The organism is Peptoniphilus lacydonensis (assembly GCF_900106515.1).
In the GTDB taxonomy this organism is placed as follows: Bacteria; Bacillota; Clostridia; order Tissierellales; family Peptoniphilaceae; genus Peptoniphilus_A; species Peptoniphilus_A lacydonensis.
In genome coordinates, this window is the sequence record NZ_FNWF01000003.1 from 678,772 (window position 1) to 704,488 (window position 25,717).

Genomic DNA, 25,717 nt, shown 5'->3' on the forward strand with positions numbered 1-25,717 from the left:
TTTACTCCCCCAACAGATATTATAGAAACTAAAAAATCTGCTAAAGATTTCTCTCTAGCAGACTTATTTTTTTATAAGAATAATCCACCATGTGATACAAATAGTGGTGCAAATACAAGGGATACAACAGTTATAAGTTTAATTAAAATGTTTAGGGATGGTCCTGATGTATCTTTGAATGGGTCACCAACAGTATCTCCTGTTACAGCAGCTTTGTGAGCTTCTGAACCTTTACCACCATGTGCTCCACCTTCAATATACTTTTTAGCATTGTCCCAAGCTCCACCTGCGTTTGACATAAAGATTGCCATTAATACACCTGTTACAAGAGCTCCTGCTTGAAGTCCGCCTAATGCTTCTGCTCCAAATAAAAGTCCAACTAAAATTGGAACTATTACAGCAATAAGACCTGGCACTACCATTTGTTTTAAAGCTGCTCCTGTTGAAATATCTACACATCTTGCATAGTCAGGAGTTCCTTTACCTTCCATAATTCCAGGAATTTCTTTAAATTGACGTCTAACTTCGTCAATCATTTCTGAAGCCGCATTACCTACTGCTGACATTGTTAGAGCAGAGAAAGCAAACGGAAGCATACCGCCAATAAAAGTAGCGGCAATTACTTGTGGCTTAGAAATGTCAATTCCTGTAAGTCCTGTTGCATTAATATAAGAAACGAAAAGTGCAAGAGCAGTAAGTGCTGCTGACCCAATTGCAAATCCCTTTCCTATAGCTGCAGTTGTATTACCAACAGAATCAAGTGAGTCTGTGATTTCACGAACATCTTCTGGTAAGTCGCACATTTCTGCAATACCACCAGCGTTATCTGCAATTGGTCCATAAGCATCAACGGCAATTGTCATACCAGTTGTTGAAAGCATACCAACTGCTGCAAGAGAAATTCCATAAAGTCCAATAACTGGATCTGTAGTTCCACCTGCTCCAGCATATGCTGCAATAATTCCAATTGCTATTACAATAATAGGCCCAACTGTTGACATCATCCCAACAGAAAGTCCTGCAATAATATTTGTAGAAGCTCCTGTTTGTGATTCAGCTCCAATTCTTTTTACTGGTGCATAATTATCTGCTGTGTAATATTCTGTGAATTTTGAAATTATAAGACCAACTGCGATACCAATTATAACTGGTGCAAAAGGTTTTAAACTTCCAAAAATAGAATTTGATAAAATTGCTGAAGCAATCATAGTAACAGCAGCTGAAACGTATTCTCCTGCATTAAGAGCTTTTTGTGGGTTTTTATCTCCCTTTACAAAAAATGCAGCAATAATAGATGCAATAATTCCAACTGTTGCAACTAAAAGACCAAACTTAACACCATTATCTCCATAAGCAACTACTCCAAGAGTAATAACTGAAAGAAGTGCTCCAACATAAGATTCGAAAAGGTCTGCTCCCATTCCAGCAACGTCCCCAACATTATCTCCAACATTATCTGCAATAACTGCAGGGTTTCTTGGATCGTCTTCTGGAATTCCCGCTTCAACTTTACCTACAAGATCAGCTCCAACGTCCGCTGCTTTAGTATAAATTCCTCCACCTACTCTTGCAAAAAGTGCAATAGAAGATGCTCCTAATGAAAATCCTGTAATGATTTCAGTTTGTCCTCCTGTAAAGAAATATGCTAAACTAATACCAATAATTCCAAGTCCAACTACGCACATTCCCATTACAACTCCACCAGAGAAAGCAACATCAAGCGCTTTACCTAGTCCACCTTTCCAAGCTGCATTAGTTGTTCTAACATTTGCCTTAGTAGCAACTTTCATACCAACATAACCAGCAGTTACTGAAAAGATAGCTCCTACAACGAAACATATAGCAGTTGGAACTGATTTTAATCCTACTGCCAATATAATTGCAAGTACTATTACAAATACAACGAGAGCCTTATACTCTCTTTTCAAAAATGCCATAGCTCCTTCAGAAATATATGAAGAAATTTCCTCCATTCTTTCATTACCGGCATCTTGTTTTGACACAAAGCTTGCTTTATAAAAAGCAAATAAAAGTGCCAAAACACCGGCTATAGGAGCTAGATTTAAAATATTCATTCTAATCCTAATCCTCCTTAAATTTTAATTAAATTGCAACCAAAATAATAAGTGCAATCGCAAACACAATGCTTGTAATCATGACAATTCTGTTTTGAATGTCTTTTTTACTAGAACCTTTGTGTGAACCCCACATAGCAGTTTCTTCGCCTTGAAGAGTTCCCAAACCAGCTTGTTCTGATTCCATTTGTGCTACTATCGCTATTATAACCACGCTCGCAATAATAATTATAACAGATAATAAAGTTTGCAAACTTATACCTCCCTTAAATTTCTATAACATATAAATTCTAACACAGCAAGCCATCCTAATCAACGAATTTATACGTTTTTTGGTAATTTTTTAGATTACACCTATTTTGATTCTTTCTTTATAATTTTTAGATTCCTCTAAACATAAACTTTTGAAATCCAAAATAATATTTGAACTTCACTTTTTTCTACTTATGTTATAATAAAAGTAACAATGAATAACCAGGAGGTTTTTATGAAAAAAAATGTTGGAATAATGGGCTTTGGAAGAATAGGAAGAGATGCTCTAAGAATTTGGGCTCTAAGAGATGATGTAAACTTCGAAGTTACCCATGTAGCCGTTAGAAATTTAGAAAAAACTTTAAAAGAAAGAACTCATCTATTCAAGTTTGATTCAATTTATAGAAAATTCCCCGGCGAAATTGAATTTACAGAAGATGGTATGATAATCAATGGAAAAAAAGTTACTTTTGTCGAATCAAAAACTCCAGACCAAATGAATTGGAAAGAACTTGGTGTTGATATTGTAATTGATTCATCTGGCGCATTTAAAGACGAAGAAAAAGCAAGAGGTCACTTAGAAAGTGGTGCAAAAAAAGTCGTTTTAACTTCTCCAGGCAAAGGCGATATGTTGACAGTTGTAATGGGTGTAAATGATGATAAATATGATCCTACTGTTCACGATATAGTTTCAAATGCAAGTTGCACAACAAATTGTCTTGCTCCAGTTACTAAGGTTATTTTAGAAAACTTTGGAATTAAAAAAGGACTTATGTCTACAGTTCACGCTTACACTAATGACCAAAACATCCACGACGGAGTCCACAAAAAGGATATGCGTCGTGCAAGAATGGGTGCAGAAAATATTATCCCAACTTCAACTGGTGCAGCAAAAGCAGTTGGAAAAGTTATTCCAGAAGTTGACGGTATTCTTACGGGTTTTGCCCTAAGAGTTCCTGTCCCAACAGGATCACTTGTCGACGTAACTTTTGAACTTGAAAAAGACGCAAGCGTAGAAGAAATCAATGCAGCAATCAAAAAAGCTTCCGAAAATGAACTAAAAGGAATTTTAGAATACTCTGAAGACGAACTTGTTTCTTCTGACATTATTGGCAACACTCACTCTTCTATTTTTGACTCCCTTCTAACAACAGTTAATGGAAAAATGGTTAAACTTATTTCTTGGTACGACAACGAATGGGGTTACACTGAAAGAGTAATTGACCTAACAGAAAAAATTGCCAAAAGTTTATAATTTAATTTATGTAAAAGACTTGCCAATTTAGGTAAGTCTTTTACAAATAATTTATCAAAAGCAAAAACATACTCTTAAAAAATCTACTTTAATCTTTTATAATTGTTCCACTATTTTCTGGTTCATTTGTATTTAAAATCTTTATAGTTATATTCTTTTTCTTCACAGGATTAATTGCATCTCCTTGATAGACCTCAGCACCCTTTTCTATAATCTCTTTTAACTCACTATAATTTAATTTGTCAATTGTCTTGGCATGGGGATCACTTTTTGGATCTGATGTCATTATTCCATTTACATCAGTCCAATTTTCATATACTTTGCTGTCAAGTGCATAAGCAATTAAACTTCCCGTATAGTCACTACCCCCTCTTGTAAAAGTAACTATATCTCCATTTGTATTTCTTCCATAAAACCCTGGAACAACTGCTTTTTTATTTTCTCCAATTTTACTTTTTATAGCATCTGTAGACTTCTCTAAGTTTACTTTCCCATTTACATCAAAAATTATTAAATCCTTGGCATCTATAAAATCATATTCTAAATATTTTGCTAGAATTTTTGCATTTAAAAATTCTCCCCTACTTACTATAAAATCCTTATCTGTGGAATTTTCAATTTCATCAAAGACATATTTTAGTTCTTCATCCCAAAAGCCTTCAAGTCTTAAATCTTTTGCTATTGAAAAAAATCTACTTCTTATCTTTTCCAGTTGAGTATCTCTATATACTTTTTGAAGCTCTAAATTTTCTTCCAAAGATTTTATTATTTGATTTAACTCTTCTATTTTATTATTCTTTTGAGATAAACCTATTAGTTCATCTGTTACTTTTGTATCCTCGCTAAATCTTCTCCCAGGTGCAGAAACAACTATTACATCTCTATCATTCTTAGAAAAAATAATTTTTTTAACTTTTGCAAATTGTCCTGCATCTTTTAGAGAACTTCCTCCAAACTTTGACACAGATTTACCTTTAATAGTTTCAATAGCAAAAGGTGTTTCTTGATAAACGCAATAGTTTAGCCAATTTGAGAAAAATAAATTTCCCGAGGATCTCCACTTCATCTTAATATCTTTATTCGGATCGTTGTCTTTATAATAATTAAGCGGAATATTTATTTTTTTAGACTTAGCTAAATCTCTAATATATTCATTATGAAGAGTTTCTCTATCATATTCCCAATGACCAAAGTTAAAAATAAATCTATGATCCTTCGTTGTTGCAAGAGAAACCCCAGTGTCACTTCTTGCAGCAAGAACTTCAAGATCAGAGATGTCTTCTAAATCTTTTTCATCTACATAGGTATGCCTTGACGTTGGAATCAAAAAAGTATCATCAAACCCCTTTATTATTTTATTATCCTTCAATTTATCAAACTCAAAAACTCCAAATATTTTTTCATCTGCAACTTTGTGTTCAATATCATAATAATATCGAAGAGCTGCCTGTGCAGACCAACATATAAACATTGTAGAAAACACATTTTCCTTTGCAAACTCAAAAATTGTCTTTAATTCTTCCCAATACTTTATCTTTTCGTAGGCAACAAGTTCAATCGGTGCACCAGTAATTATCATAGCATCGTATTTATTGTCTTTAATATCATCATAGGTTTTATAAAAAGCCTTTAATCTTTTTAAATCACTGTTTGCTGGATTATATGATTCCATCCTCACAAGATCAATATTTATCTGAAGTGCAGTATTTGAAAGCATTCTCAAAAGTTGAAGTTCAGTTTCTTCTTTTTTAGGCATTAAATTTACAATTGCAACACTAAGAGGTCTTATATCCTGCTCCTTTGCAGAAGAATCTCTCATAGTAAATATATTTTCTCTTTCTAAAACATCTTCAACGATTAACTCTTTCGGTATTATTAATGGCATCTTTTATCTCCTTATAAAATTTTATAATTTTGTACTTGTAAAATAAAAAAAGCCTCCGTCCACAAAGGACGAAAGCAAATTCGTGTTACCACCTTAATTTTCCCTTACCTCACAATAAGAAACTCTTCAAGTACTATCATACTCTATTGCTATAACGGGCACGCCCGCACTTATCTAAATATCGAAAAGTGCTCAAGAAAGACCATATTCGCCTATTTCTCTTCTACTTCTTTCACCAAACGAAGCTCTCTGTAATCATTAAAATAAGTTACTCTTCTTCCTGTTGAGTTTAAATTTTATAGACATAATAGCACCTATTAGAACTCGTGTCAACTATACATTCAAATTATAAATATAAAATAGTCTTTAAAATTTTCTAAACTTAAAATAAAAAGGTGATAATTAAAATAGAATTTTCTATCCTAAAATATCGCCTTAATATAATTAACTTTTAGTTTTAAGCTTCTTTTCTTATTACATCAATTATAGAACCATCTCTATATTCTACAAGGGCAACTACATCATTTGAAAATTTAACTTCTTCTGGTTTTCCAGTTAATTTTTCTGCCATTTGTTGTAATTCTTTTATACTTTTTATTTCAATTCCAGCTTCTTCAAATTTTTCAATTAAATCTTTTCTACCTGGATTAACAGCAATACCATAATCTGTACATATAACATCAACTGATTCTCCTGGTGTACAAACCGTTGTAACTTTATCTTTTACAATTGGATTTCTTGATCTAACAAGAGGAGCAAGAATTAGTGACATCTTTGCACCAGGCGCCGTATCTTGATGTCCTCCAACTGCCTGGTTTATAACTCCATCTGATCTAGTCATTACATTTACATTAAAGTCAGTGTCAACTTCTAGTGCACCAAGAAGCACAAAATCAAGAGTATTTACTGCGGGAGTTGGATTATTTGGATTTGCATAAGATGATGCTGTTTGTTCAAAATGTTTTGTGTTCTCACGAATTGATCTTACTGCATCAAGGTCAAAAGATTGTGTATCATAAATTCCATCAATTAATCCTTCTTCAAGCATTGTCACCATGTAACCTGTGATACCGCCAAGTGCCATGGATGCCTTGATATTATCTTTTTTCATTTCTTCACGAAGAAGCTTTGCCACTGCAAGAGTTGATCCAGCTGCACCAGTTTGGAATCTAAATCCATTTTTATAAAGTCCAGATGCTTTAATTACTTTAACGGCATTATTTGCAATCAATAAATCTCTTGGATTGTCGTTAAATCTAATTGATCCAGAAACAATTCCTTTTGGATCTCCAATTGCGTCTACTTCAACTACATAATCAACATACATCATGCCAATTGATGCAGGAATATTTGGAAATGGGACAAGATTATCTGTAATTGCAATTACACAGTCTGCATACTGTGCATCCACTATTGCGTAACCTAGTGAACCACAGGCAGATTTACCTTCTCTACCATTAATATTCCCATATTCATCACAAGATGGTGCTGCCAAAAAAGCTACATCAATATGAAGTTCTCCATCTTCAATTGCCCTTGCACGTCCACCATGAGAACGAATAATACATGGCTTCTTCAAAATTCCTTCAGAAATTTTTTCACCAAGCTCTCCTCTAAGCCCAGATGACTGAATTCCTGTGATTACTCCCCTTTCAATAAGTGGAATTAACTTATCGTGACAAGGAGAAAGAGATGATGGTGCAAGAGTCAAATCCTTAATGCCCATATCTGCAATTACTTGCATAACTGTATTTACAACATAATCTCCATTTCTTAGATGATGGTGAAAAGAAATTGTCATTCCATCTTTAAGTCCACTCTTCTTTACAGCTTCTTCAATAGAATTTAAAAGTTTAGTTTCATTTCTGTTTCCATATCTAACCTTCGGAGATGCCTTTCTATCTGTTCTTAAATATTTTCCTTCGCCTTTAAAAGGAACAAGTTCTCCGATGCCTTCAATATATTCAGGGATATCTCTTCCTACTGCATTTTTATTATAGTTCATCAATATCCTCCTTTTCTAGCACTCCACTTGCAACTGCAAGATCAAGAACTCTCTGTGCTCCAGCTATAACTGGATAGTCAACCATCTTTCCATCAACTGTAATAACCCCAGAACCTTTTCTTTCGGCTTCCTTTGAACCTGCAATAATCCTAAGAGATTTAGTAATGTCCTTTTCAGTCGGTGTGTAAACTTCATTTACAACCCCAATTTGTTTAGGGTGAATCACGCTCTTTCCATCAAAGCCCAAATCTTTTATGAATTGAACCTCTTCTCTAAAAGCGTCCATGTCATCAAGGTTTGTATTAACTGTATCAAAACAAGCAATGCCTGCATTCCTTGCAGCCAAAACAATTTGACTTCTTGCAGCAAAAAGCTCCCATCCATGTCTGGATCTTTGAGTTTTAAGATTAGTAACATAGTCAGCAGCTCCTAGTGCAATTCCCATCATCCTAGGTGATGCCTTGGCAATATCAACGGCATTTATAACTCCCGTAGGAGATTCAATAGCAGCCATCATAAGAGTTCTGCCGAGACATCCCATTTCTTCTTCTACTTCAGTAATAATTTCATCAACATCTTTAACATCTTGAGCCGTTTCTGACTTAGGAAGTCTAATTACATCTACCCCAGCCTTAACAACTGCTTTAATATCTTCACGTCCAAATGGTGTATCCAGGGAATTTATTCTTACAACAACCTCAGTATCGCCATAATCTAAAGTTTTAAGTGCATTATAAACTAAAAATCTTGCCGCATCTTTTTGATTGATACTAGTCGCATCCTCAAGATCGATCATAATTGAATCAGGTCCATAAATGTGAGCATCAGTAATATTAGCAGGATTATTTCCCGGAAGAAACATCATTGTTCTTCTCAATCTCTCTTTCAAAATATCAGCTCCAATTATATTCTGTACTTTCAGCTGCTCTAAAGCACGCTGCCGCTACTCTCGCTTTAATTGTGTAGTCCAAGGCTCCCTTGTCTACTGCAATAACCTTTACATTTTCTACATCTAATTCCTTTAAAGTTTCTCTTATAACTTTTTCAATTTGTTTTCCAAATTGCTTTTTTACTGAACTCTCAAGTTCAATAGTTATTCCTTCTCCATCATCAACTGTAATTAAAATATCATTTGATTCAAGAGTTCCAGCCATAGCCTCTTTTTTTAATTTCAAAATATCCCTCCTACTTCTCTACATGAGCGTTCCAAAGAGTATTGATCCTATAACGAGTATAATTCCTCCACCAAGTCTTGATGAAAGTTGAGCGTAAGAAATAAGATCCATTCTGTCAGCTGCTCCAAGAACAGCAAGGTCCCCAGATCCACCTCTATTAGCCATACATAATCCTGCTGTAATAGCAGAGTCAACAAAGAAAAATCCTACAAGATGCCCAATTAAACCTGAACCAATAATTGCACCAATAACAATTAATAAAGCCATTACAACATTTCCTAGTGTAATCGCTGCTCTAAGCTCAAATAAATCTGTTTCAGCACCAACACCAACCATTATAAGAATTACAATATTCTTAGTAAAGAATGTTTGAACTTCCTTTGCAGCTTGTCTCAATTGTCCTGGAATAATTCCAAATCCATTAGCAAAAGCTACTAAAATAATCATAAATGCAAAAGGATGAATTGGCACAGAAGGAACTAGTGGATCCCAAATCTTATCTGCAATAAGATTTCCAAGTTGATAAAAAGTAAGACCCATAAGAATTGCTCCAGCATAATCTTTGATTTGAGTTGTGAATTTTTCTTCTTCCTTTCCAATTTCCGGAGCAGATCTCATAAGAGTTTTCTTATCTCCTGTTAGTTTAGGATTGCTTTCACCAATTCTGTTTAAAATACCGCCAGCAATAATGGCAAAAATATTTGCAATAGTAAGAATTGAAATAGCAAATCCATAATAATTTGCAGCATCATCTCCAGTAACTCTCTGATAAATTTGGCTTAAAGGAACAGCTCCCGCACCATTTCCTCCGCCCATTACTGGAAGAACATATTTTAAAACAGTGTCAGCAGGAGAAACTCCAAAAATAAATCCTCCAAGAATTCCAAGAATTGACGCACCAAGTACACCTCCAAGAATTGCTGGAATATAACCTGCAAAAGACTTCAACATAAGTTGTCTGTCAAGTCCAAGAAGTGAGCCAGTAATAAGCATAATTATAAAAAAGTTCAACAAACCCATTGGTTTTGAATTAACAGACTTAATAAGTTCAACATAATCCTCAGGAATAAAATTATAAAAAACTAATATTGCTGTACCTAAAAATGCAAAAACAAGTCCACCACCAATATAGGTGTTCCAAATAGGAATTCTCTCACCAATTTCATATAAAATAATACCAATTGCGAACATAAGGGCAACACCCCCTGCTAAATCTTTAGATAAAACTCCCAAATAAGTTGCTATAAAAACAATTGCCGACAAAACTAGCAACATTGGAAGATTTAATCCAAAATATTTTTTCTTCATAGAAAAAACCTCCTTTGTTAATATAATACATCACTATGCATATATTGTTCAACATTCTAAAGTTTATTATCTGAAATTTAGTCCATACAATAAATTATAGGATTAATAAACTTATTTTTCAGTAAATATTGTAATCCATAACACATTTATAATAATAGCTAAAACTAAATTTCTTAATTTTATCTTTGCTTTTTTTAAATTAATAGAATCTTTGTACTTAAAACCAAGTTTTTAATACCACCAAAAATTCCAATAAAACTTATGTTTAAATACTATTTTCTTAATATATTTCTTACTTTTTCTTCAAGCTCTCTCAAACTATGCCTTTCTTCTTTTATGCAATTTCTTGCTACATCTTCACATATTATACACTTTCTTTCAGGCAGGTTTAAATTTGCTCTTGATATTTGTCTAAAATTTTCGTCATATATGTCTATATCCAAAAGTCTTCCAGATTCGTTTCCTTCCTCTAGTTTCATCATTTCTCTCTTTATGAACTTTCCATCTCCATCAATAAGTGCAATATACTCCATCCCTGTGTCAAGATTATTGTACTCTTCCCATAAAATTTCTATTTTATTTTCTTCTAAAACTTTTTTAATCTCTTCTATATATTTTTTATGAAAATTTACTGCATCTTCAAAATTTTTTTCACTTCCAGGAATATTTAACATAAAAGAAAGTACAGGCTTTTTATTTTCTTCCACAAATCTTTTAATTTTGTAATATCTCTTTTCTTTGGAATCAAGCATTTTCTGCATTGCAATTGTTTTAGAGTCTTTCATTTATTATCCTCTGCCCTTCTTCTGACTTTAGAGCTTTAATTGTGGCTTCTGGCAAAAACTTGTAGGCTTCTTCAAATTTTCTTTCTTTTAAAAATAATCTAACCTTTGAGGCTGATATTATTTCATCGTCCAGACTTGCCCTTGGAATTTCAACAACTTCTATTCCATAATCTGGCAAGATTCTTTCCATAGTTTCGTTATAATTTTTTGTAACTAAATCCTTATCTTCTGTCCCAACAAATCTTTTTTTTATGTTTAAGGTCCTAGCAAAATACCTTCCAAAAATTTTTGAGTCAAGCTCTGAATAGGCCTTTAATATAGTTTTTTCATCCTTGTAAAAATATGTCGGAAAAGTGTTTTTTGAAATTATATAGTTGTTGCCGGGGTGAACAAGCACGTCATCAAACTTTTCCAACTCTTCTTTTACAATCTTATACCTAAAGTCATAAGGGAAGGTTGATTCGTCCTCCTCCACCATAAAGACGTGTAAAAGGTCTGTCATCTTTCTCGCTTCATTGATTAAGTACAAATGTCCTTTTGTCATAGGATTGGCATTTACAACAATTGCTCCAGACTCCCTTTGATCCTCAATATTTTTTAATAGCTGATTGAGTTCTTCAATTTTATTATCTAAAAGGGCAACATCTTCTGTCTTTTCAACTATAGAAAATCCAAAATCTGTAAAGATTTTAATACTTTTTGGCTTAGTAAAAATAAAAAGATGCTTATTTCCTACTTGGTATTGGTGGTCGAGGAGTCTAGTTATTATTGTGTTTGTAATCCCCATGCCCTGATAAGTTGGGTCAATGGCAAAACACTTTAAGATCCTTCCGGCACAAGACCCAGTCCCGACAACTTTATCGCCATCAAGAGCAACAATTGTGTAGTCCACGTCTCTCTCATATTTTATATCAAAGCCTTCCAAAAATTTCTCAACATCTTTTTTCTCGAACTTCATTACTTGTCTATAATCAATCAATATTTCCCTCCAAGAGATAAAAATACAGTGTCAGAATCAAAAAGTCGGCACATCCACCTGGACTTAAGTTCCTCCTCTTGTATTCTTCATTTATTTTTTGGATTTCTCTCATTCCATCTTCATTTTCGTACAACTTGTTTTTAAGAACATATCCAGAAGTTTCTTTTAAAAACTCTAAACCCTCAAGCCCCCCTCTTTTTATTATATTTGAATCCTCAACAAAAGACATAAAATAAAAAAGGGTTCCATTTAGTGCGCAATCAAGATTTGTTTCTTTTTCAATTTTTTTTAAGAGATCGAGTCCCAAAAGTACTCTAGAAAATCCATCCTCAGCTTCCTCTCGTATTCCCTTTGAGCCATATTTTTTATAATTTTTTTCTCCATGGCTTGTCGCATTTTTTTTATTTAATTCTCTGGTAATCCCTCGATTCAAATATGCAACTCGTGAAGTTATCTTTTCAAAAGAAAATTTTTCTTTTCTTATTTCAATAGCCGTGGCGTATACAATTAAGCCTAGAGAGAAAATAACTCCCTTGTGTGTGTTGGCCCCGCCTGTTGCATCTTTCATCTTTTTTTCGTATATAATTCCAAAATTTCTTAGTTCATCATAATCTTCACCATCTGACTTTTCTCCGAGTTCATAGGCAATTTTAAAATAATCGTGAAGAACCAAAGCTGACTTAAAAAAATCTATATAATCCATGTCCTTGTGAGCGCCTCTATCTATTAAACTTACAAGACCAGGCTTAGGGCTTAGTGAAACTTCATATATAAGAGCATAGGTCGCTATTCTTGCAACAATATTAGAGTTTAACATAATACCTCCAGCTTAATTATAATAAATAAAAAAATTTTCATCTACTTTATTATTTTGTTAAGTCGACACTACTTTTTTCAATAAAAAACTGAGGTTTCCCCCAGTCTTTAAACTATATTATAAACAAATTATTTTAAAATTGTAGGTCATTATATTTTGCCTTAAACACGTAAAAGTTTTCGTTTAATGTGGTTATTATTTGTTCTTGGTGTTCTTTGTCTTTAGTATCTATTACCACACTCACTATCATTGAATCGATTGTATCTCCTACTACATCTATATTTTGTTCAATTTTAACTATGTTTGCTCCTTCTCTTTCTAAAAGTTTAGTCATGCGGGTCATTTCACCTGGTTGGTCATTTAATTTTATTCTAAGTTCCATTCTTCTATTTGTTTTGTAAAGGCCTTTTTCAATAACCTTTGAAACTCTTGTGACATCAATGTTTCCTCCAGAGAGAACACAACAAACTTTTTTTCCTTTGAAGTTAAATTTTTTATACATAAGTGCTGCCACTGTTGAAGCTGCTGCTCCTTCTGTTATTATTTTGTTTTTTTCAAGAAGCGTCAAAATTGCAGAAGAAATTTCACCTTCTGTTACTAGAACTATGTCATCTACATATTCTTTTACAAGTTCATATGTAATTTTACCTGGAGTTTTTACTGCTATTCCATCTGCAATTGTAGATCCTCCTTTTACTGTCAAAATTTTTCCTTCTCTAACTGACTCATACATGCTTGGAGATATTTTTGTTTGAACTCCAATTATTTTTATATTTGGATTTATATTTTTGGCTGCCAATGCAATTCCTGATATTAGTCCGCCGCCTCCTATGGGCACAACTATTATGTCAAGGTCTGGAATTTTTTCAAGTATTTCAAGTCCTATTGTTCCTTGTCCTGCAATTACTTTTTCATCGTCAAAGGGTGCTATAAATGTATAGCCTTCTTCCCTTGAAAGTTTTTGTGCATAAGCTGCTGCATCATCAAAGGAATCTCTTACAAGTTCTACTTCTGCTCCATAATTTTTTGTGGCTTTTACTTTTGATAACGGTGCATGATAAGGCATACATATTATTGAAGAAATTCCTCGCTCTGTTGCTGACTTAGCAACTCCTTGTGCGTGATTTCCTGCTGAACAAGCTACAACTCCCTTTGATGCTTCTTCATCTGTCAGTGTTGCAATTTTATTGTATGCTCCTCTTAATTTAAAAGAACCTGTTTCTTGTAAAACTTCTACTTTTAAATAAACGTCTTCCCCTAGATTAGGTGCATATACGATAGGCGTTTCTTTTATGTGACCTTTAAGTCTTTCTCTAGCGTCATAAATTTCTTTTACATCCATATTATTCTCCTTCTTTCTTATGATGAACTATGCTTACAAATTTATCATCTTCCAAAATCTTTCTAACCCTTTTTTCAAAGTCCATTCGGCTCATCCAGATAACTCTTTCACAGCCAAGACATTTCAACTTTATATCTGCACCTTTTCTCATAATTTCCCATTTATTTTCACCACAGGGATGCCCTTTTTTCAAAGTTACAATATCCCCAAGATTATAATAAAGCATCGCTATCCTCCACTTTTAATATTTTGTTTTTTACTACTGGCGTCTTTATATTTTCTCTTTGCATAGTTTTTAATATTTCTGCTCTTATTGCATATTCTAAATCATATTGATTGCCTTGCTTTGTGTAATAAACAAGGCTCATCTTATATGCGTCTTTATCATTTTCTGTTACTCCCCAAAGATCTGGACCAATAACCATTTTTCTGTCATTTTTAAATTTCTTTAAACTTTCATCTATTTTTTCTTTTACAAAAGTTGGATCACAAGAATTATCTACATAAAATTCTATTTTTGTCCTAATATTTGCTCTTTGTTTGTTTGACACAACTGAAATATTGCTATTTGGAATTATGTGAAGTATTTTAGAAAAGTCACGTACTTTAGTAACTCTAAGTCCTAAATATTCAACTACTCCTTCAATCCCTTCTATCTCAACTAAATCTCCAACAGAATATTGATCTTCCAAAATTATAAAGAATCCATTGATTACATCTTTTACAAGATTTTGTGCACCAACACCTATTGCCAGAGAGAATACTCCAAGAGTTGCAAGAATAGGTGCAATAGAAATATTAAATACACTCATAATTATTGTAACCCCAATAAAAATAAGTATAATTTTTATTATTCTTTTTATTAAATTTGTAATTGTAACAATCCTGTTATAAGATCCCTTTTCTTTAACTTTTTCTGAACTTAGTTGCCTATCTATACATCCATCTATTATTTTTAAAAGGACACATATTCCTACTATAATAATTATTACAATAAAAATCTTCTGCCAAGATCCCATACCTTTAAATGTAGATCTAAGTGCTTTATCAGCTTCATTTGCCACATGATTTGTATTTTTGTTTAAATTCACTTTGCACCTTCTTTGTAAGTTGTTTCTATTTTATCTTCGCCTTCTCTAACTGTATTTGAACTCACAACGGAGTATAAATCAATTTCTCCATTTCTAAGTGCTCCAATTAAAAGTCCATTTATCTTTATTTTATCTAAAGAATATCCAAGCCTCGTATAAAACTCTCCTTTGTTCCCAATTTCTCCACCAATATCACTTGGACCATAAACATAAATGGAGCCTGAAACATTTTCCATCTTATTTACATTTGCAGCTATAATTCTTTTGTCTACTGGATTTAACGTATAATTATATTTTGTTATAATTCCAGAATGAAGAAGGTAAGTATTTCTACCATCTACTAACACATCGGAAATATTCGGTACTTTTTCTTCGTATTTCGTTCCCGAATCCAAAAATCTGTAAAGAGATTTATCTGTAAGTGCAAGAACAGATTTTTTATCTTTTTTTACAAACATAATTATCTCATGATTTATAACTTCGCTTTTTTTCTCACCCTTATCTAAAGAGTAAAGTAGAGAACTATAACCGCTTGCATCATTTTTCATTTCTGCCACAGAAAGATTTTTGGAATCTAGGACATCGTGAGTCAAAATTTTATTGCCCGTCTTATAAATCTCTGAAAGCGTAGAATCATTGTCCATTAAATATAAAATTTCATTGTTCTCATCCATTATGTGAAAAACAATATTTGCATTTTCATAAGAAATATTAAAAACATTTCCCTTAACTTCTAAAGAACTAAGAAGCTCTCCCATCTCAGAATACATGTGAACTTTTCCCAAATCTTTTTCATATAAAAAAGCATAATTGCCCGCAAAAAATGCTTCAACATTTTCATCTTCACGCTGAATCTTCTTTATAATATTTCCATCTTTATCAGTTATATATAAAACTGGGTCTGCCCACAAAAATACAGACTTAGATGCAATATTAAAATCCTTTATAGGTTCATTTGTACTGACGCCTTTAAGTCTTATTATAGTTCTGTCCTTTGAAAAATTATTGTGATTAAAATATATAAATCCTAAAAAAATTATAAGTAATATTAAAATAATTGCGTGATTTTTTTTTATCTTCAAAAATATCACTCCCAGGTTAATTATATCATTTATAATTTTATTTTTAAATTTTAATTGAAATAAAAAAAGAGATGCCAAAACATCTCCAAAAATATTTTAAAATTCTTCTATTTTTCTTTTTATATTTTCCTTTGTAAATCCAAATCTCTCAAAGACTTCTTTGCCTTTTCCACTAGCTCCGAAAGTATCTATTGAAATTGCCATACCGCCTGTCCCAATATATTTGTGCCATCCAAAGGACGAAAGTGCTTCAATTGAAATTCTCTTAGTAACTTTTGAAGGCAAAATCTCTTCTTTGTAAGCTGAATTTTGTGCGTCAAAAAGTTCCATTGAAGGCATTGAAACTACACGAACACCTTTTAAATCTTCTGCTGCTTCTAATGCAAGATGTACTTCTGAACCTGTAGCTATTACAATTTTTTCAAGTTCTCCTTCTTCTTTTTTAATTATATAAGCACCTTTTTTTATATCTTTTTTAGAGTTTTCAAGCTGTGGCAAATTTTGCCTTAAAAGTGCAAGTACAAAAGGTGTATTTTGTGAATTAAAAGCAAGGTTAAGAGCTGATGCAGTTTCTCTTCCATCTGCTGGTCTTACTACAACTAAGCCTGGAATCGATCTAAGCATTGCCAAATGTTCAATTGGCTCATGAGTTGGACCATCTTCTCCAACTCCAATAGAATCGTGAGTAAATATATAAACATTTGGAAGATTCATAAGAGCAGCAAGCCTAATTGTCGGTTTTAAATAATCGCTAAAAACTAAAAATGTTGCAGCGTAAGTTTTAAGCCCTCCATGAAGAAGCATTCCATTTGTAATTGCACCCATTGCGTTTTCACGAACACCAAAGGTTAAATTTCTGCCGTATCTATTGTCTTTTGAAAAATATTCTTCTCCCTTTAGCATTGTCTTGTTAGATGGTCCTAAATCTGCTGAACCACCAAAAATATTTGTATTTTCTTTTGCAATTTTATTTAAAACTTCTCCAGAAACGGCACGAGTTGCCATGTCCTTTGTAAAACTATCATAATAAGAATCTTCTAATAGTTCTCTCTTTTCATTCTTAAAAGAATTTAAATATTTTTCATATTCTTCTTTATACTTTTCTTTATATTTTTCTTCAATTTTTTTCTTTTCTTTTGCTTTTCTTGTATTTTCTTCAACAATTTTATTAAAATATTTTGCCACATCTTCTGAAACATAAAAATCTTCATCAGGTAGACCAAAAAATTTCCTTGTAGATTTTCTATCTTGAACACCAAGAGGTTCTCCATGTGCCTTTGCAGAATCTTCTCTAGGTGAACCATATCCAATTTTTGTCTTTACCTCAATAAGTGCAGGCCCACTAGATTTTTTTGCTTCTTCAATTTTTGCATTTATATCTTCTAAATCATTGCCATCATTTACGACAAAAGTATCCCATCCCAGAGCTTTATATCTATCCACTACATTTTCAGAAAAAGCAAGATCTGTCGATCCTTCTATGGAAATTCTGTTAGAATCATAAAGTACAATTAACTTATTTAATTTTAAAGTTCCTGCAAGAGAAGACGCTTCATTGGAAATTCCTTCCATTAGACATCCATCACCAACTAAAGCATAAGTATAGTGATCCACAAGTTTTAAATCTTTTTTGTTATAAATTGCGGCAAGTTTTTCTTCTGCAATTGCCATTCCTACTGCCATTGCAATTCCCTGTCCAAGAGGTCCAGTAGTTGCCTCTACACCTTTTGTGTGCCCATATTCAGGATGACCTGGCGTCTTAGAATCAAGTTGCCTAAAATTTTTCAAATCTTCAATAGTAAGACCATAATCAAAAAGATAAAAAAGTGAATACAAAAGTGCAGAACCATGTCCTGCAGATAAAATAAATCTATCTCTATTTGTCCAATTTAAATCTTTAGAATCTCTTACAATATGATTTTTGAAAAGAGCATAGGCCATAGGCGCTGCACCAAGGGGTAGCCCTGGATGTCCTGAATTTGCCTCTTCAATTTGATCCACTGAAAGCATCCTTATAGTATTAATAGCTTTATTATCAATATTCAAAATTCCACTCCTCACTCAACTGAATTTTTATCTTTTAAAACTGCGAACAAAAACTTTGGCAAGTCAATTTGCCTTTTTATCCTAGAAGGATTTTTTATCAGCCTGTATAACCACTCAAGTCCAAGTTTTATAAAAACATCTGGTGCTCTATTTGCCCTTCCTGACAAAATATCTAAAACGCCGCCATTTCCAATAATTATCTTTGCCTTTATTTCATCTTTAAATTCATCTATCCATTTTTCCTGACGCGGAAAACCAAAACCTACAAAAACAATATCCACATCTTTATCATTTATCTCTTCAATTATTTTCTTCTCTTCCTTTGAATTTTCTCCGTCAATTCTAGAATTAAAATATCCATTGTGATATCCAACGACATTGGCATTTTTATATTTTTTATTTACAGCACTTGCAGCATCCTTTGCCACGCTTTCTTTTCCACCGAGAAAATATAAATTAAGACCCATCTCGTCAGCAAGCTCCAAAAGCTTAATAGAAGTATCAAACCCTGTAACTCTTTCTTTTAAAGGCTTCTTTCTCATTTTAGAAGCGTGTATAAGACCAATCCCATCAGCTAAAACTAAATCCCCTGAATTAATTAAATCTTTAAGATTCTCATCTCTTTTAGCTGCCATTACAATCTCTGTATTTGGCGTATAAATCTTATTAAGTTTATCCGATTTTAAAAAATCTCTCAAAATATTTTCACAATCATCATTACTAATATTAAAAATTTCAACACCAAAAATCTTTACTTTTTCCATAATCCTCTCCGATAATAAGTTTATCACATAAAAAAGAGCTTTTCTATAAAGAAATAATTTAACTAAAACTTTAAAATAAAAAGGGGCTGTTGCAAAAGTCCCATCATAGAAAAAGACGAGGAAATATAAAAATCCTCGTCTTTTTTTGATAAAATGTATTTATGAAAACCTTTAAAAATACATCATCATTAAATAACTATACACTAGTTAATGATACAATTCAACTACGATTAAACTTTAATACAGAAATATATATTCAAAATGATGTTAAAATAAGGCTTGTAAAAAATATAATAGAAAGGTTAAACTTAACAGAACTAAAAAAAGTCTACTCATCATTTGGAAGAAAACCCAAAGTAAATCCAGTAACCATGCTAGAAATAATAATATACTGCTATTCAGAAGGAATATTTACATCAAGAGAAATAGAAAAATCATGCAAGTATGACTTAAGGATAAGATATCTCCTAGATGGAAGTAAAGCACCAGACCACACTACCATTAACAGATTTAGACAAAAAATACTAGAACTAACACCAGATATATTAAAACAAATGGTTCAAATACTGATAGAAGAAAATCAGATAGACCTATCAAGTATCTATATAGATGGAACAAAGATAGAAGTCTATGCCAACAGATATAGTTTTGTATGGCGAGGAAGTATAGAAAAGTGGCAAGAAAAATTAATAGAGAGGATAAAAGAAGAACTAGGATTAAGTAAAAGTCTAATTCCAGACCAAGTACTTCAAGCAGTAACAACAATCTTTAATCAATTGAGAAAATATTGCAAACAGAAAAAAATAAAATTTGTTTACGGAAAAGGAAAAAGAAAAACACATATACAAAGAGACTATGAACTATATCAGTCATGGTTAGAAAGACTAAAATCATATGAAAAACACTTAGAAATTATGGGAGACTATAGAAATTCCTATTCAAAAACAGACCATGATGCAACCTTCATGAGAATGAAAGAAGACCACATGAAAAACGGCCAACTAAAACCAGCCTACAATATCCAATTAGCAAGTGCATCAGGCTTCATCATAGGAGAAAACATATCCCATCATCCAAGTGACATGTACACACTAAAACCATTCTTAAAAGACCTTTTAGAAAAATATCCAAATAAACTAAACAGGATAGTCGCAGATGCAGGATACGAAAGCGAAGAAAACTATGTATTCTTAGCAGAAAATAATTTAACATCCTATATAAAACCATCAAACTATGAAAAGTCGAAAACAAGAAAATACAAAAAAGAACAAGAATTTAGGAAAAGCTTAAAATACGATGAAAGACAAGACAAATACATATCACAAGAGGGCAAAGAATTCATAAGATGTAATGACAGATACAGAAAAAGAAAAAGTGGATACGTAACAACAACAAAAGTCTACAGATGTTTCGATTGGAACAAAGAAGGACAAAAAAGCAAGGGAATCTACATAACAGAAGCATTTCAAAAATATAGAGAAGAAACCTTAAAAAACATAATATTCGACCAAGGAATAGAAGAAAGATTAAATAGATCGATTCAAGCCGAAGGAGCATTTTCCAAAATAAAGTCAGGCTTAAACTATAACAGATTCCACCACAGAGGAAAAGAAAACATAATAAGTGAAATATGTCTATTATCAATAGCACTAAACTTAAATAAACTGGCATCAAAAATAGAAAATAAGAATTTAGAAATCATAAAATACAAAGCTGCTTGAGAAAAAATTTTCAAAAGTATAGCTTTATTAAGTGCACCCATTTTTAAGAGAAACAAGAAAAATTTATCTAGAAAATATTTTAAAAGCAAAAAACACAATGGTTAAACTTAAATACTTGATAAAAAAATGATGTCGCAGAGTAGAATCATCTATTCTGCAACATCACCTTTTTTATTATACTGGCTATCTTTTTATTAATTCTCATCCAGCCATTTTCAAACGTAGTGGCTAATTACATTTACTATGAGAGAATAAAAGAAATATATTATAACTTCTTTCAAGCTTATTACATCATTTAGTTTTAAGGACTTGAGATAACTTCACTAATATATTCCCAACTATATTTATAAGGGACTTTTGCAACAGCCCCTTATGTTTTTATATTTCATTTTATTTTACTAAGTAACAATTAAAATGAAAACCCGTTATATAAAAAGTTTTTTATTTGGATTTTTGGTTGTTTTATGTCTTCTGTATCCATTGATATCACTGGGCTATATAGGCTCTAAAAGCTATTAATAATATATAAAAAATAAATTTGGAATTTTATTTCACACAAGATACTTATGCCATCATACTAATATTATCTCTACAAACATCACTCTATGTAATAAAATTTGTATTACATAGAATAAAGGAGTATACACATGTCTACAATTAGTTTGAGAGTTCCAGAGAACGAACTAAATATTTTTAAAGCCTAAGCAAGGCTTAATAATAAAAGTCTATCTGAAATAATTAGAACTACAATGCTTGAACATATCGAAAATGAATATGATCTTAAAGTTTTTGAAGAGTATGAAGTAGAAAAAGCAAAAGGAACATTAAAAACAAGACCGATTAATGAACTTTGGGAAGATTTAGGAATATGATATACCGGATAATTACAACAGATAAATTTGATAAAGCTTTTAGAAAGCTAGACAAATAAACCAAAAAAATAATTAAAGTTTGAATTGAAAAAAATTTTGTGAATTGTGAAAATCCTCGTATTCATGGAAAAGGACTTACGGCAAAAAGAAGTGGTCAATGGATAGTAGAAGGATTAATAATGAATATAAATTTATATATAGAATTGAAAATAATAACATAGATATTATAAGTTGCAAAGGGACACTATAAGAGTTAAAAAATAATTATATCATATAATTTAATTTATTATAAGATTAGTAAATTAAATCTAAATAAGTTACAATAATGATTGTTATCGATAACAATTATTATTGTAACTTATTTATTCTTAAAATAGAATATTTGTAATTGGGTAATAAGGAGGTAAATATATGAAAAAATCAATTATAATTTTATCAATGGTAGCTTTATTTAGTATTAGTCAAAATAAAGTATTTGCAGAAACAGAAAATACATGTAATAATAATCAAAATTTATATGAAGTAATATATGATGAATTGGAAAACAAACCTATTTTAGAAAAAGAAGTTGTTTTCCAATCTAAAAATAAAGATTCCATAAATTCATTATATAGTGCGAGTAATATAATGAATACTTATGAAGCAACGGAATTAAGAAGTGCTTCATATGATTATGATTTAAATAATTACTTTAATTCAGTTGAATGGATTAATAGAGATGGAGTATAGTCATTATCTATGGATCCAAAAAATAATGTTAGAATGTCTTCTCCAAATTTATATACGGCTAGAATGGCGTGGTATACTATATCAAGAAACTTTAGTAATGATTGGAGATGGGATAATACTGATTCAATGAAAAGACAGTTTGATTGTCATGTTGCTTTAGCAAAATATAAGTCTAGATGGAATATAGAACCGAGCAAAAAATACACTAATCCATTTACTTGTAACTAAAAATTAAAGAAGAAGGAAAAAAATGAGTAATCTATATGCCATGTGTTTTTTATATCTATTTATAATAATAACTTATTTTAATATACTTGATTTAAAGGATGTAAAGACAAGATATAATTTACATAAATCTATTATTATTAATACTTTAAATCTTATTTTAATAGCTATGTATTATATATCTAAAGAATTAAGAATAGATCCAGATATAATTTGGGGCTTAAATGTTATGACCTATGTAAGTATATTAATAAACTTAAGTATATTTATTTATATAAGGATAAAATCTAAATAAGGGGCTGTTGCAAAATAGTTCCAAATAAAAAACCGGCTTACTCTTATGAGTTTGCCGGTTTTTTGATATAATTAACGTATGACTAATACATATAATTATCATAATAAGCTTACATTAAATCGTTCATTATTACAAGTTAAAATGAACTTTAATACAGAAATAAGTTTTGTAGATGATGGTAAAATTGGCTTAGTACAAAATTTAGTTGAAAGGATGAATTTAAAAAGTTTAGTCAAAATGTACTCGAATGTAGGAAGAAAGCCAGTAGTTAACCCAATTACAATGCTACAAATATTAATATTTTGTTACAGTGAAGGAATATATTCATCTAGAGCTATAGAAAAATCATGCAAGTATGATTTAAGATTAAAATATTTACTAGAAGAAGATAGTCCTCCAGACCATTCAACAATTAGTAGATACAGAAAAAAGCTTGAACCGTTAATAAAAGACATCTTTTCTAAAAATATTAATGTATTAATTGAAGATGAACACATTGATTTATCAAGTATATACATAGATGGAACTAAAGTTGAAGCTTACGCAAACAAATACACATTTGTATGGAAAAAAGCAGTACTTAAAAATCAAGAAAAATTAAGAATTAAAATCATAAAAGAATTAGGACTATTAGATAGTTTAGACATAATAGAAGTAAAAAAACACCTTTTATTGATATTTAATGAATTAATTAAAAAAGCAAAAAATATAGATTTTGTGCATGGCAAAGGAAAAAGAAAAACACATATACAAAGAGACTATGAACTATATCAGTCATGGTTAGAAAGACTAAAATCATATGAAAAACACTTAGAAATTATGGGAGAAAGAAACTCATACTCTAAAACAGACCATGATGCAACATTTATGAGAATGAAAGAAGATCACATGAAAAATGGTCAACTAAAACCAGCCTATAATATCCAATTTGCAAGTAGTGGTCAATTTATTATTGGGGCATATGGTTCACACTATCCTAGCGATATGAATACATTACCTTTATTTTTAGATGAATTATATCCAAGATACGATAAACATTTAAAAAGAATAGTTTGTGATTCAGGATATGAAAGTATTGAAAACTACACCTATCTAGAGAATAAAAAATTAGAATCATACATCAAGCCATCAAATTATGAGATAAGCAAAAAAAGAACCTACAAAACAGACATTAGCAAAAGAGAGAACATGATTTATGATAAAGAAGGTGACTTTTATATATGTGCAAATGGAAAAAAAATTAACAAGACAAAAAGATTACATTAAAACTAGGAAAAGTGGATTTAAGGAAAGCATAAAAATCTACAAATGTTTCGAATGCGATAAATGCATATATCAAAAATCATGCAACAAATATTCAAAATCGGATAATCCACAAACAAAAAGCCTAAGATTTAATGCCAAGTTTATTAAATACAGAGAACAATCATATGCAAATATTACAAGTGCTGAAGGAATTGATGAAAGGTTAAATAGGTCAATTCAAGCAGAAGGAATGTTTTCAAAACTAAAAGAAGGATTAAACTACAATAGGTTTAGACATCGAGGTTTAAGAGCAGTAATCTGTGATATACATTTAATTGCAATGGGAATGAATTTAAATCAATTACATAGAAAACTACTAAAAAATCAAACCGAGGTAATCAAGTACAGAAAAGCAGTTTGAAGAAAAAAGGAAAAAATACCTAAGGTGTTTTTTGTGTACTCATTTTTAGCTGAAATTACTGTTCTAAAAAATTTCAAAAGAAAAAACTATAAACTTAAAGGCAGTTAGCAACGGGAAAATCAAAAAAGTAGTGTCACAGAATGATTTTTGATCATTCTGCAACACTACCTTTAATATGTATGTTGCCCTTTATAACTTCATCGCCAAGCTTATCTTTATAGCAGCATCCACCTCTTGCATAACTTCCTTGTCGAATTTACCAATTTTCTCTCTCAACCTTTTTTTGTCGATGGTCCTTAGCTGTTCCAAAAGTATTACGGAATTTTTGGGAAGCGGAACATCTTTTGCTTTTACATTTACATGCGTAGGTAACTTCGCCTTATTTAATTGAGATGTAATTGCTGCAACAATAGTCGTTGGCGAATATTTATTTCCAATATCATTCTGGACAACTACCACAGGTCTTACTCCTCCCTGTTCAGACCCAATAACAGGTGACAGGTCGGCATAAAATATATCCCCTCTTTTTATCATCATAGTTTTCACCTTTTACGGTTGAAGAGAAAGATTAATTATAAGCCTCTACATCATTTTAACACAAATTTTGTAATATCCCTATAATATAAAATATTTTTTGTCCAATAAATGTATTATTAATTTTACTTAACATACATTGGTATTATAATATTTATTGCTATAATTACAAAAAGAGGAATCGTATATTTTCTGCTTTCCTTTAAATTATCTTTTGTTCCGCCTGGTAGATAGTGAACAATCGCCGGAGCACAAATCACTACAAACCAAAGAATTTGCACATAAATTGGTCCTCTAAATCTATGAAAAAAATCTGCCACTCCAGTGATTGCACAATATGTATAAAAGAGATCTAGGGCAAATAAAATTATAAAAAGTATCTTTCTATTTTTAAACATAATAACTCCTTTAAAAATATAGCCCAAGAAAAACCTCAGGCTATTGATCTACATTGCCATTCTAACTGCAGCAATAGTAAATAAACTTAAAACAGCTATATAAACTCCCATAGCTATTTTGTATCCCTTGGTCCAATTGTCTTTTTCTTTTTTTATCCAAATAAAATTTAAAATAAGAGCAAATAAACCAGGCAAGGCTACAATTATTGGACTTTTATGACTTTTGACTAAATCAGACATTGTGATTAAGACAAAAATATTTAGTACTTCCCAAAAGGCTCTAACATTAGCTGGATAAGGTTGCATATAAAATCTCCTAAACTGTATACTACGTAATTAAATTAAAATTTCTCCTAGTATAAAATGACAAAATTAATCTTGTCATCTTCACTTCTTCCAAAAATATTTATTGAAAA

25 protein-coding genes and 1 pseudogene are annotated in these 25,717 nt (G+C 31.4%); 7 read left to right on the forward strand and 19 right to left on the reverse strand.

The window, feature by feature from the left end; genetic code table 11:
* Positions 1 to 71: 71 nt before the first annotated feature.
* Both BQ5450_RS05000 and BQ5450_RS05005 read right to left on the reverse strand, forming a co-directional pair.
* Positions 72 to 2,075: a sodium-translocating pyrophosphatase gene (locus BQ5450_RS05000; RefSeq protein WP_010242966.1), complete on the reverse strand. Its 2,004-nt coding sequence runs from the start codon at positions 2,073 to 2,075 to the stop codon at positions 72 to 74.
* 28 nt (positions 2,076 to 2,103) lie between these two features.
* Entirely contained in the window at positions 2,104 to 2,328 is a 225-nt protein-coding gene (locus BQ5450_RS05005; protein ID WP_010242968.1) for a preprotein translocase subunit SecG, read from the reverse strand.
* Positions 2,329 to 2,562: 234 nt separating this feature from the next.
* On the opposite strand from BQ5450_RS05005, the gene gap reads away from it, so the two are divergent.
* A complete protein-coding gene (gene gap / locus BQ5450_RS05010; RefSeq protein ID WP_071126165.1) occupies positions 2,563 to 3,582 on the forward strand; it encodes a type I glyceraldehyde-3-phosphate dehydrogenase in 1,020 nt (339 codons plus the stop codon).
* An 88-nt stretch (positions 3,583 to 3,670) separates the two neighbouring features.
* On the opposite strand, the gene BQ5450_RS05015 is transcribed toward gap, so the two are convergent.
* The 14 genes from BQ5450_RS05015 to BQ5450_RS05080 all read right to left on the reverse strand — a co-directional run bounded on the left by BQ5450_RS05015 (position 3,671) and on the right by BQ5450_RS05080 (position 18,861).
* Positions 3,671 to 5,467 (reverse strand): homoserine O-acetyltransferase/O-succinyltransferase family protein, encoded by a 1,797-nt coding sequence (locus BQ5450_RS05015; protein ID WP_071126166.1) that lies wholly within the window; start codon positions 5,465 to 5,467, stop codon positions 3,671 to 3,673.
* A gap of 457 nt (positions 5,468 to 5,924) precedes the next feature.
* A complete protein-coding gene (citF, locus tag BQ5450_RS05020) occupies positions 5,925 to 7,472 on the reverse strand; it encodes a citrate lyase subunit alpha (protein ID WP_071126167.1) in 1,548 nt (515 codons plus the stop codon).
* Entirely contained in the window at positions 7,462 to 8,361 is a 900-nt protein-coding gene (citE, locus tag BQ5450_RS05025; RefSeq protein ID WP_071126168.1) for a citrate (pro-3S)-lyase subunit beta, read from the reverse strand. Before citE ends, citF begins: the two co-directional genes overlap by 11 nt.
* Before the next feature lie 4 nt (positions 8,362 to 8,365).
* Positions 8,366 to 8,647 carry a citrate lyase acyl carrier protein gene (citD, locus tag BQ5450_RS05030; RefSeq protein ID WP_010242982.1) on the reverse strand — a complete coding sequence of 94 codons (282 nt, stop codon included), beginning with the start codon at positions 8,645 to 8,647 and terminating at the stop codon, positions 8,366 to 8,368.
* 18 nt (positions 8,648 to 8,665) lie between these two features.
* Positions 8,666 to 9,955 carry a 2-hydroxycarboxylate transporter family protein gene (locus BQ5450_RS05035; protein WP_010242985.1) on the reverse strand — a complete coding sequence of 430 codons (1,290 nt, stop codon included), beginning with the start codon at positions 9,953 to 9,955 and terminating at the stop codon, positions 8,666 to 8,668.
* 272 nt (positions 9,956 to 10,227) lie between these two features.
* On the reverse strand, positions 10,228 to 10,740 hold the full coding sequence (gene citX / locus BQ5450_RS05040) for a citrate lyase holo-[acyl-carrier protein] synthase (protein ID WP_010242988.1): 513 nt from the start codon (positions 10,738 to 10,740) through the stop codon (positions 10,228 to 10,230).
* On the reverse strand, positions 10,727 to 11,719 hold the full coding sequence (gene citC / locus BQ5450_RS05045) for a [citrate (pro-3S)-lyase] ligase (protein ID WP_083379724.1): 993 nt from the start codon (positions 11,717 to 11,719) through the stop codon (positions 10,727 to 10,729). The genes citX and citC overlap by 14 nt, the downstream gene beginning before the upstream one ends.
* Positions 11,712 to 12,536 carry a triphosphoribosyl-dephospho-CoA synthase gene (locus BQ5450_RS05050; protein WP_071126169.1) on the reverse strand — a complete coding sequence of 275 codons (825 nt, stop codon included), beginning with the start codon at positions 12,534 to 12,536 and terminating at the stop codon, positions 11,712 to 11,714. The genes citC and BQ5450_RS05050 overlap by 8 nt, the downstream gene beginning before the upstream one ends.
* 133 nt (positions 12,537 to 12,669) lie before the next feature.
* Positions 12,670 to 13,878: a threonine ammonia-lyase gene (ilvA, locus tag BQ5450_RS05055; RefSeq protein ID WP_010242994.1), complete on the reverse strand. Its 1,209-nt coding sequence runs from the start codon at positions 13,876 to 13,878 to the stop codon at positions 12,670 to 12,672.
* A 1-nt stretch (position 13,879) separates the two neighbouring features.
* The gene (locus BQ5450_RS05060) at positions 13,880 to 14,104 is read right to left on the reverse strand and encodes a DUF951 domain-containing protein (RefSeq protein ID WP_010242996.1); all 225 of its coding nucleotides are present in this window, start codon (positions 14,102 to 14,104) and stop codon (positions 13,880 to 13,882) included.
* The gene (locus tag BQ5450_RS05065) at positions 14,091 to 14,969 is read right to left on the reverse strand and encodes a mechanosensitive ion channel family protein (RefSeq protein WP_010242997.1); all 879 of its coding nucleotides are present in this window, start codon (positions 14,967 to 14,969) and stop codon (positions 14,091 to 14,093) included. Before BQ5450_RS05065 ends, BQ5450_RS05060 begins: the two co-directional genes overlap by 14 nt.
* The gene (locus BQ5450_RS05070) at positions 14,966 to 16,060 is read right to left on the reverse strand and encodes a hypothetical protein (RefSeq protein ID WP_234347015.1); all 1,095 of its coding nucleotides are present in this window, start codon (positions 16,058 to 16,060) and stop codon (positions 14,966 to 14,968) included. The genes BQ5450_RS05065 and BQ5450_RS05070 overlap by 4 nt, the downstream gene beginning before the upstream one ends.
* An 87-nt stretch (positions 16,061 to 16,147) precedes the next feature.
* Positions 16,148 to 18,097: a transketolase gene (gene tkt / locus BQ5450_RS05075; protein ID WP_071126170.1), complete on the reverse strand. Its 1,950-nt coding sequence runs from the start codon at positions 18,095 to 18,097 to the stop codon at positions 16,148 to 16,150.
* Between the two features lie 11 nt (positions 18,098 to 18,108).
* Complete coding sequence (locus tag BQ5450_RS05080; RefSeq protein WP_071126171.1) at positions 18,109 to 18,861, reverse strand: WecB/TagA/CpsF family glycosyltransferase; 753 nt, start codon at positions 18,859 to 18,861, stop codon at positions 18,109 to 18,111.
* Positions 18,862 to 19,022: 161 nt separating this feature from the next.
* On the opposite strand from BQ5450_RS05080, the gene BQ5450_RS05085 reads away from it, so the two are divergent.
* From BQ5450_RS05085 to BQ5450_RS09140, 6 genes and pseudogenes are all read left to right on the forward strand, one after another.
* Positions 19,023 to 20,582 (forward strand): IS1182 family transposase, encoded by a 1,560-nt coding sequence (locus BQ5450_RS05085; protein WP_071126172.1) that lies wholly within the window; start codon positions 19,023 to 19,025, stop codon positions 20,580 to 20,582.
* A 716-nt stretch (positions 20,583 to 21,298) separates the two neighbouring features.
* A pseudogene (gene relB / locus BQ5450_RS09315) lies at positions 21,299 to 21,454 on the forward strand (type II toxin-antitoxin system RelB family antitoxin); the annotation flags it as partial.
* 411 nt (positions 21,455 to 21,865) lie between these two features.
* On the forward strand, positions 21,866 to 22,183 hold the full coding sequence (locus BQ5450_RS05095) for a hypothetical protein (RefSeq protein ID WP_071126173.1): 318 nt from the start codon (positions 21,866 to 21,868) through the stop codon (positions 22,181 to 22,183).
* Between the two features lie 9 nt (positions 22,184 to 22,192).
* The gene (locus BQ5450_RS05100) at positions 22,193 to 22,411 is read left to right on the forward strand and encodes a DUF2599 domain-containing protein (protein ID WP_071126174.1); all 219 of its coding nucleotides are present in this window, start codon (positions 22,193 to 22,195) and stop codon (positions 22,409 to 22,411) included.
* A gap of 433 nt (positions 22,412 to 22,844) precedes the next feature.
* Positions 22,845 to 23,969, forward strand: coding sequence for a transposase (locus BQ5450_RS05110; protein ID WP_010245921.1), 1,125 nt, complete (start codon positions 22,845 to 22,847; stop codon positions 23,967 to 23,969).
* Complete coding sequence (locus BQ5450_RS09140) at positions 23,932 to 24,369, forward strand: transposase (RefSeq protein ID WP_010245918.1); 438 nt, start codon at positions 23,932 to 23,934, stop codon at positions 24,367 to 24,369. The genes BQ5450_RS05110 and BQ5450_RS09140 overlap by 38 nt, the downstream gene beginning before the upstream one ends.
* Before the next feature lie 189 nt (positions 24,370 to 24,558).
* Here BQ5450_RS09140 and BQ5450_RS05120 read toward each other — a convergent pair whose 3' ends face one another.
* From BQ5450_RS05120 to BQ5450_RS05130, 3 genes are all read right to left on the reverse strand, one after another.
* Positions 24,559 to 24,906: a type II toxin-antitoxin system PemK/MazF family toxin gene (locus BQ5450_RS05120; protein WP_010245916.1), complete on the reverse strand. Its 348-nt coding sequence runs from the start codon at positions 24,904 to 24,906 to the stop codon at positions 24,559 to 24,561.
* A gap of 122 nt (positions 24,907 to 25,028) precedes the next feature.
* A complete protein-coding gene (locus BQ5450_RS05125) occupies positions 25,029 to 25,301 on the reverse strand; it encodes a hypothetical protein (RefSeq protein WP_010245913.1) in 273 nt (90 codons plus the stop codon).
* A gap of 48 nt (positions 25,302 to 25,349) precedes the next feature.
* Complete coding sequence (locus BQ5450_RS05130; protein ID WP_010245911.1) at positions 25,350 to 25,607, reverse strand: hypothetical protein; 258 nt, start codon at positions 25,605 to 25,607, stop codon at positions 25,350 to 25,352.
* Between the last annotated feature and the right edge of the window lie 110 nt (positions 25,608 to 25,717).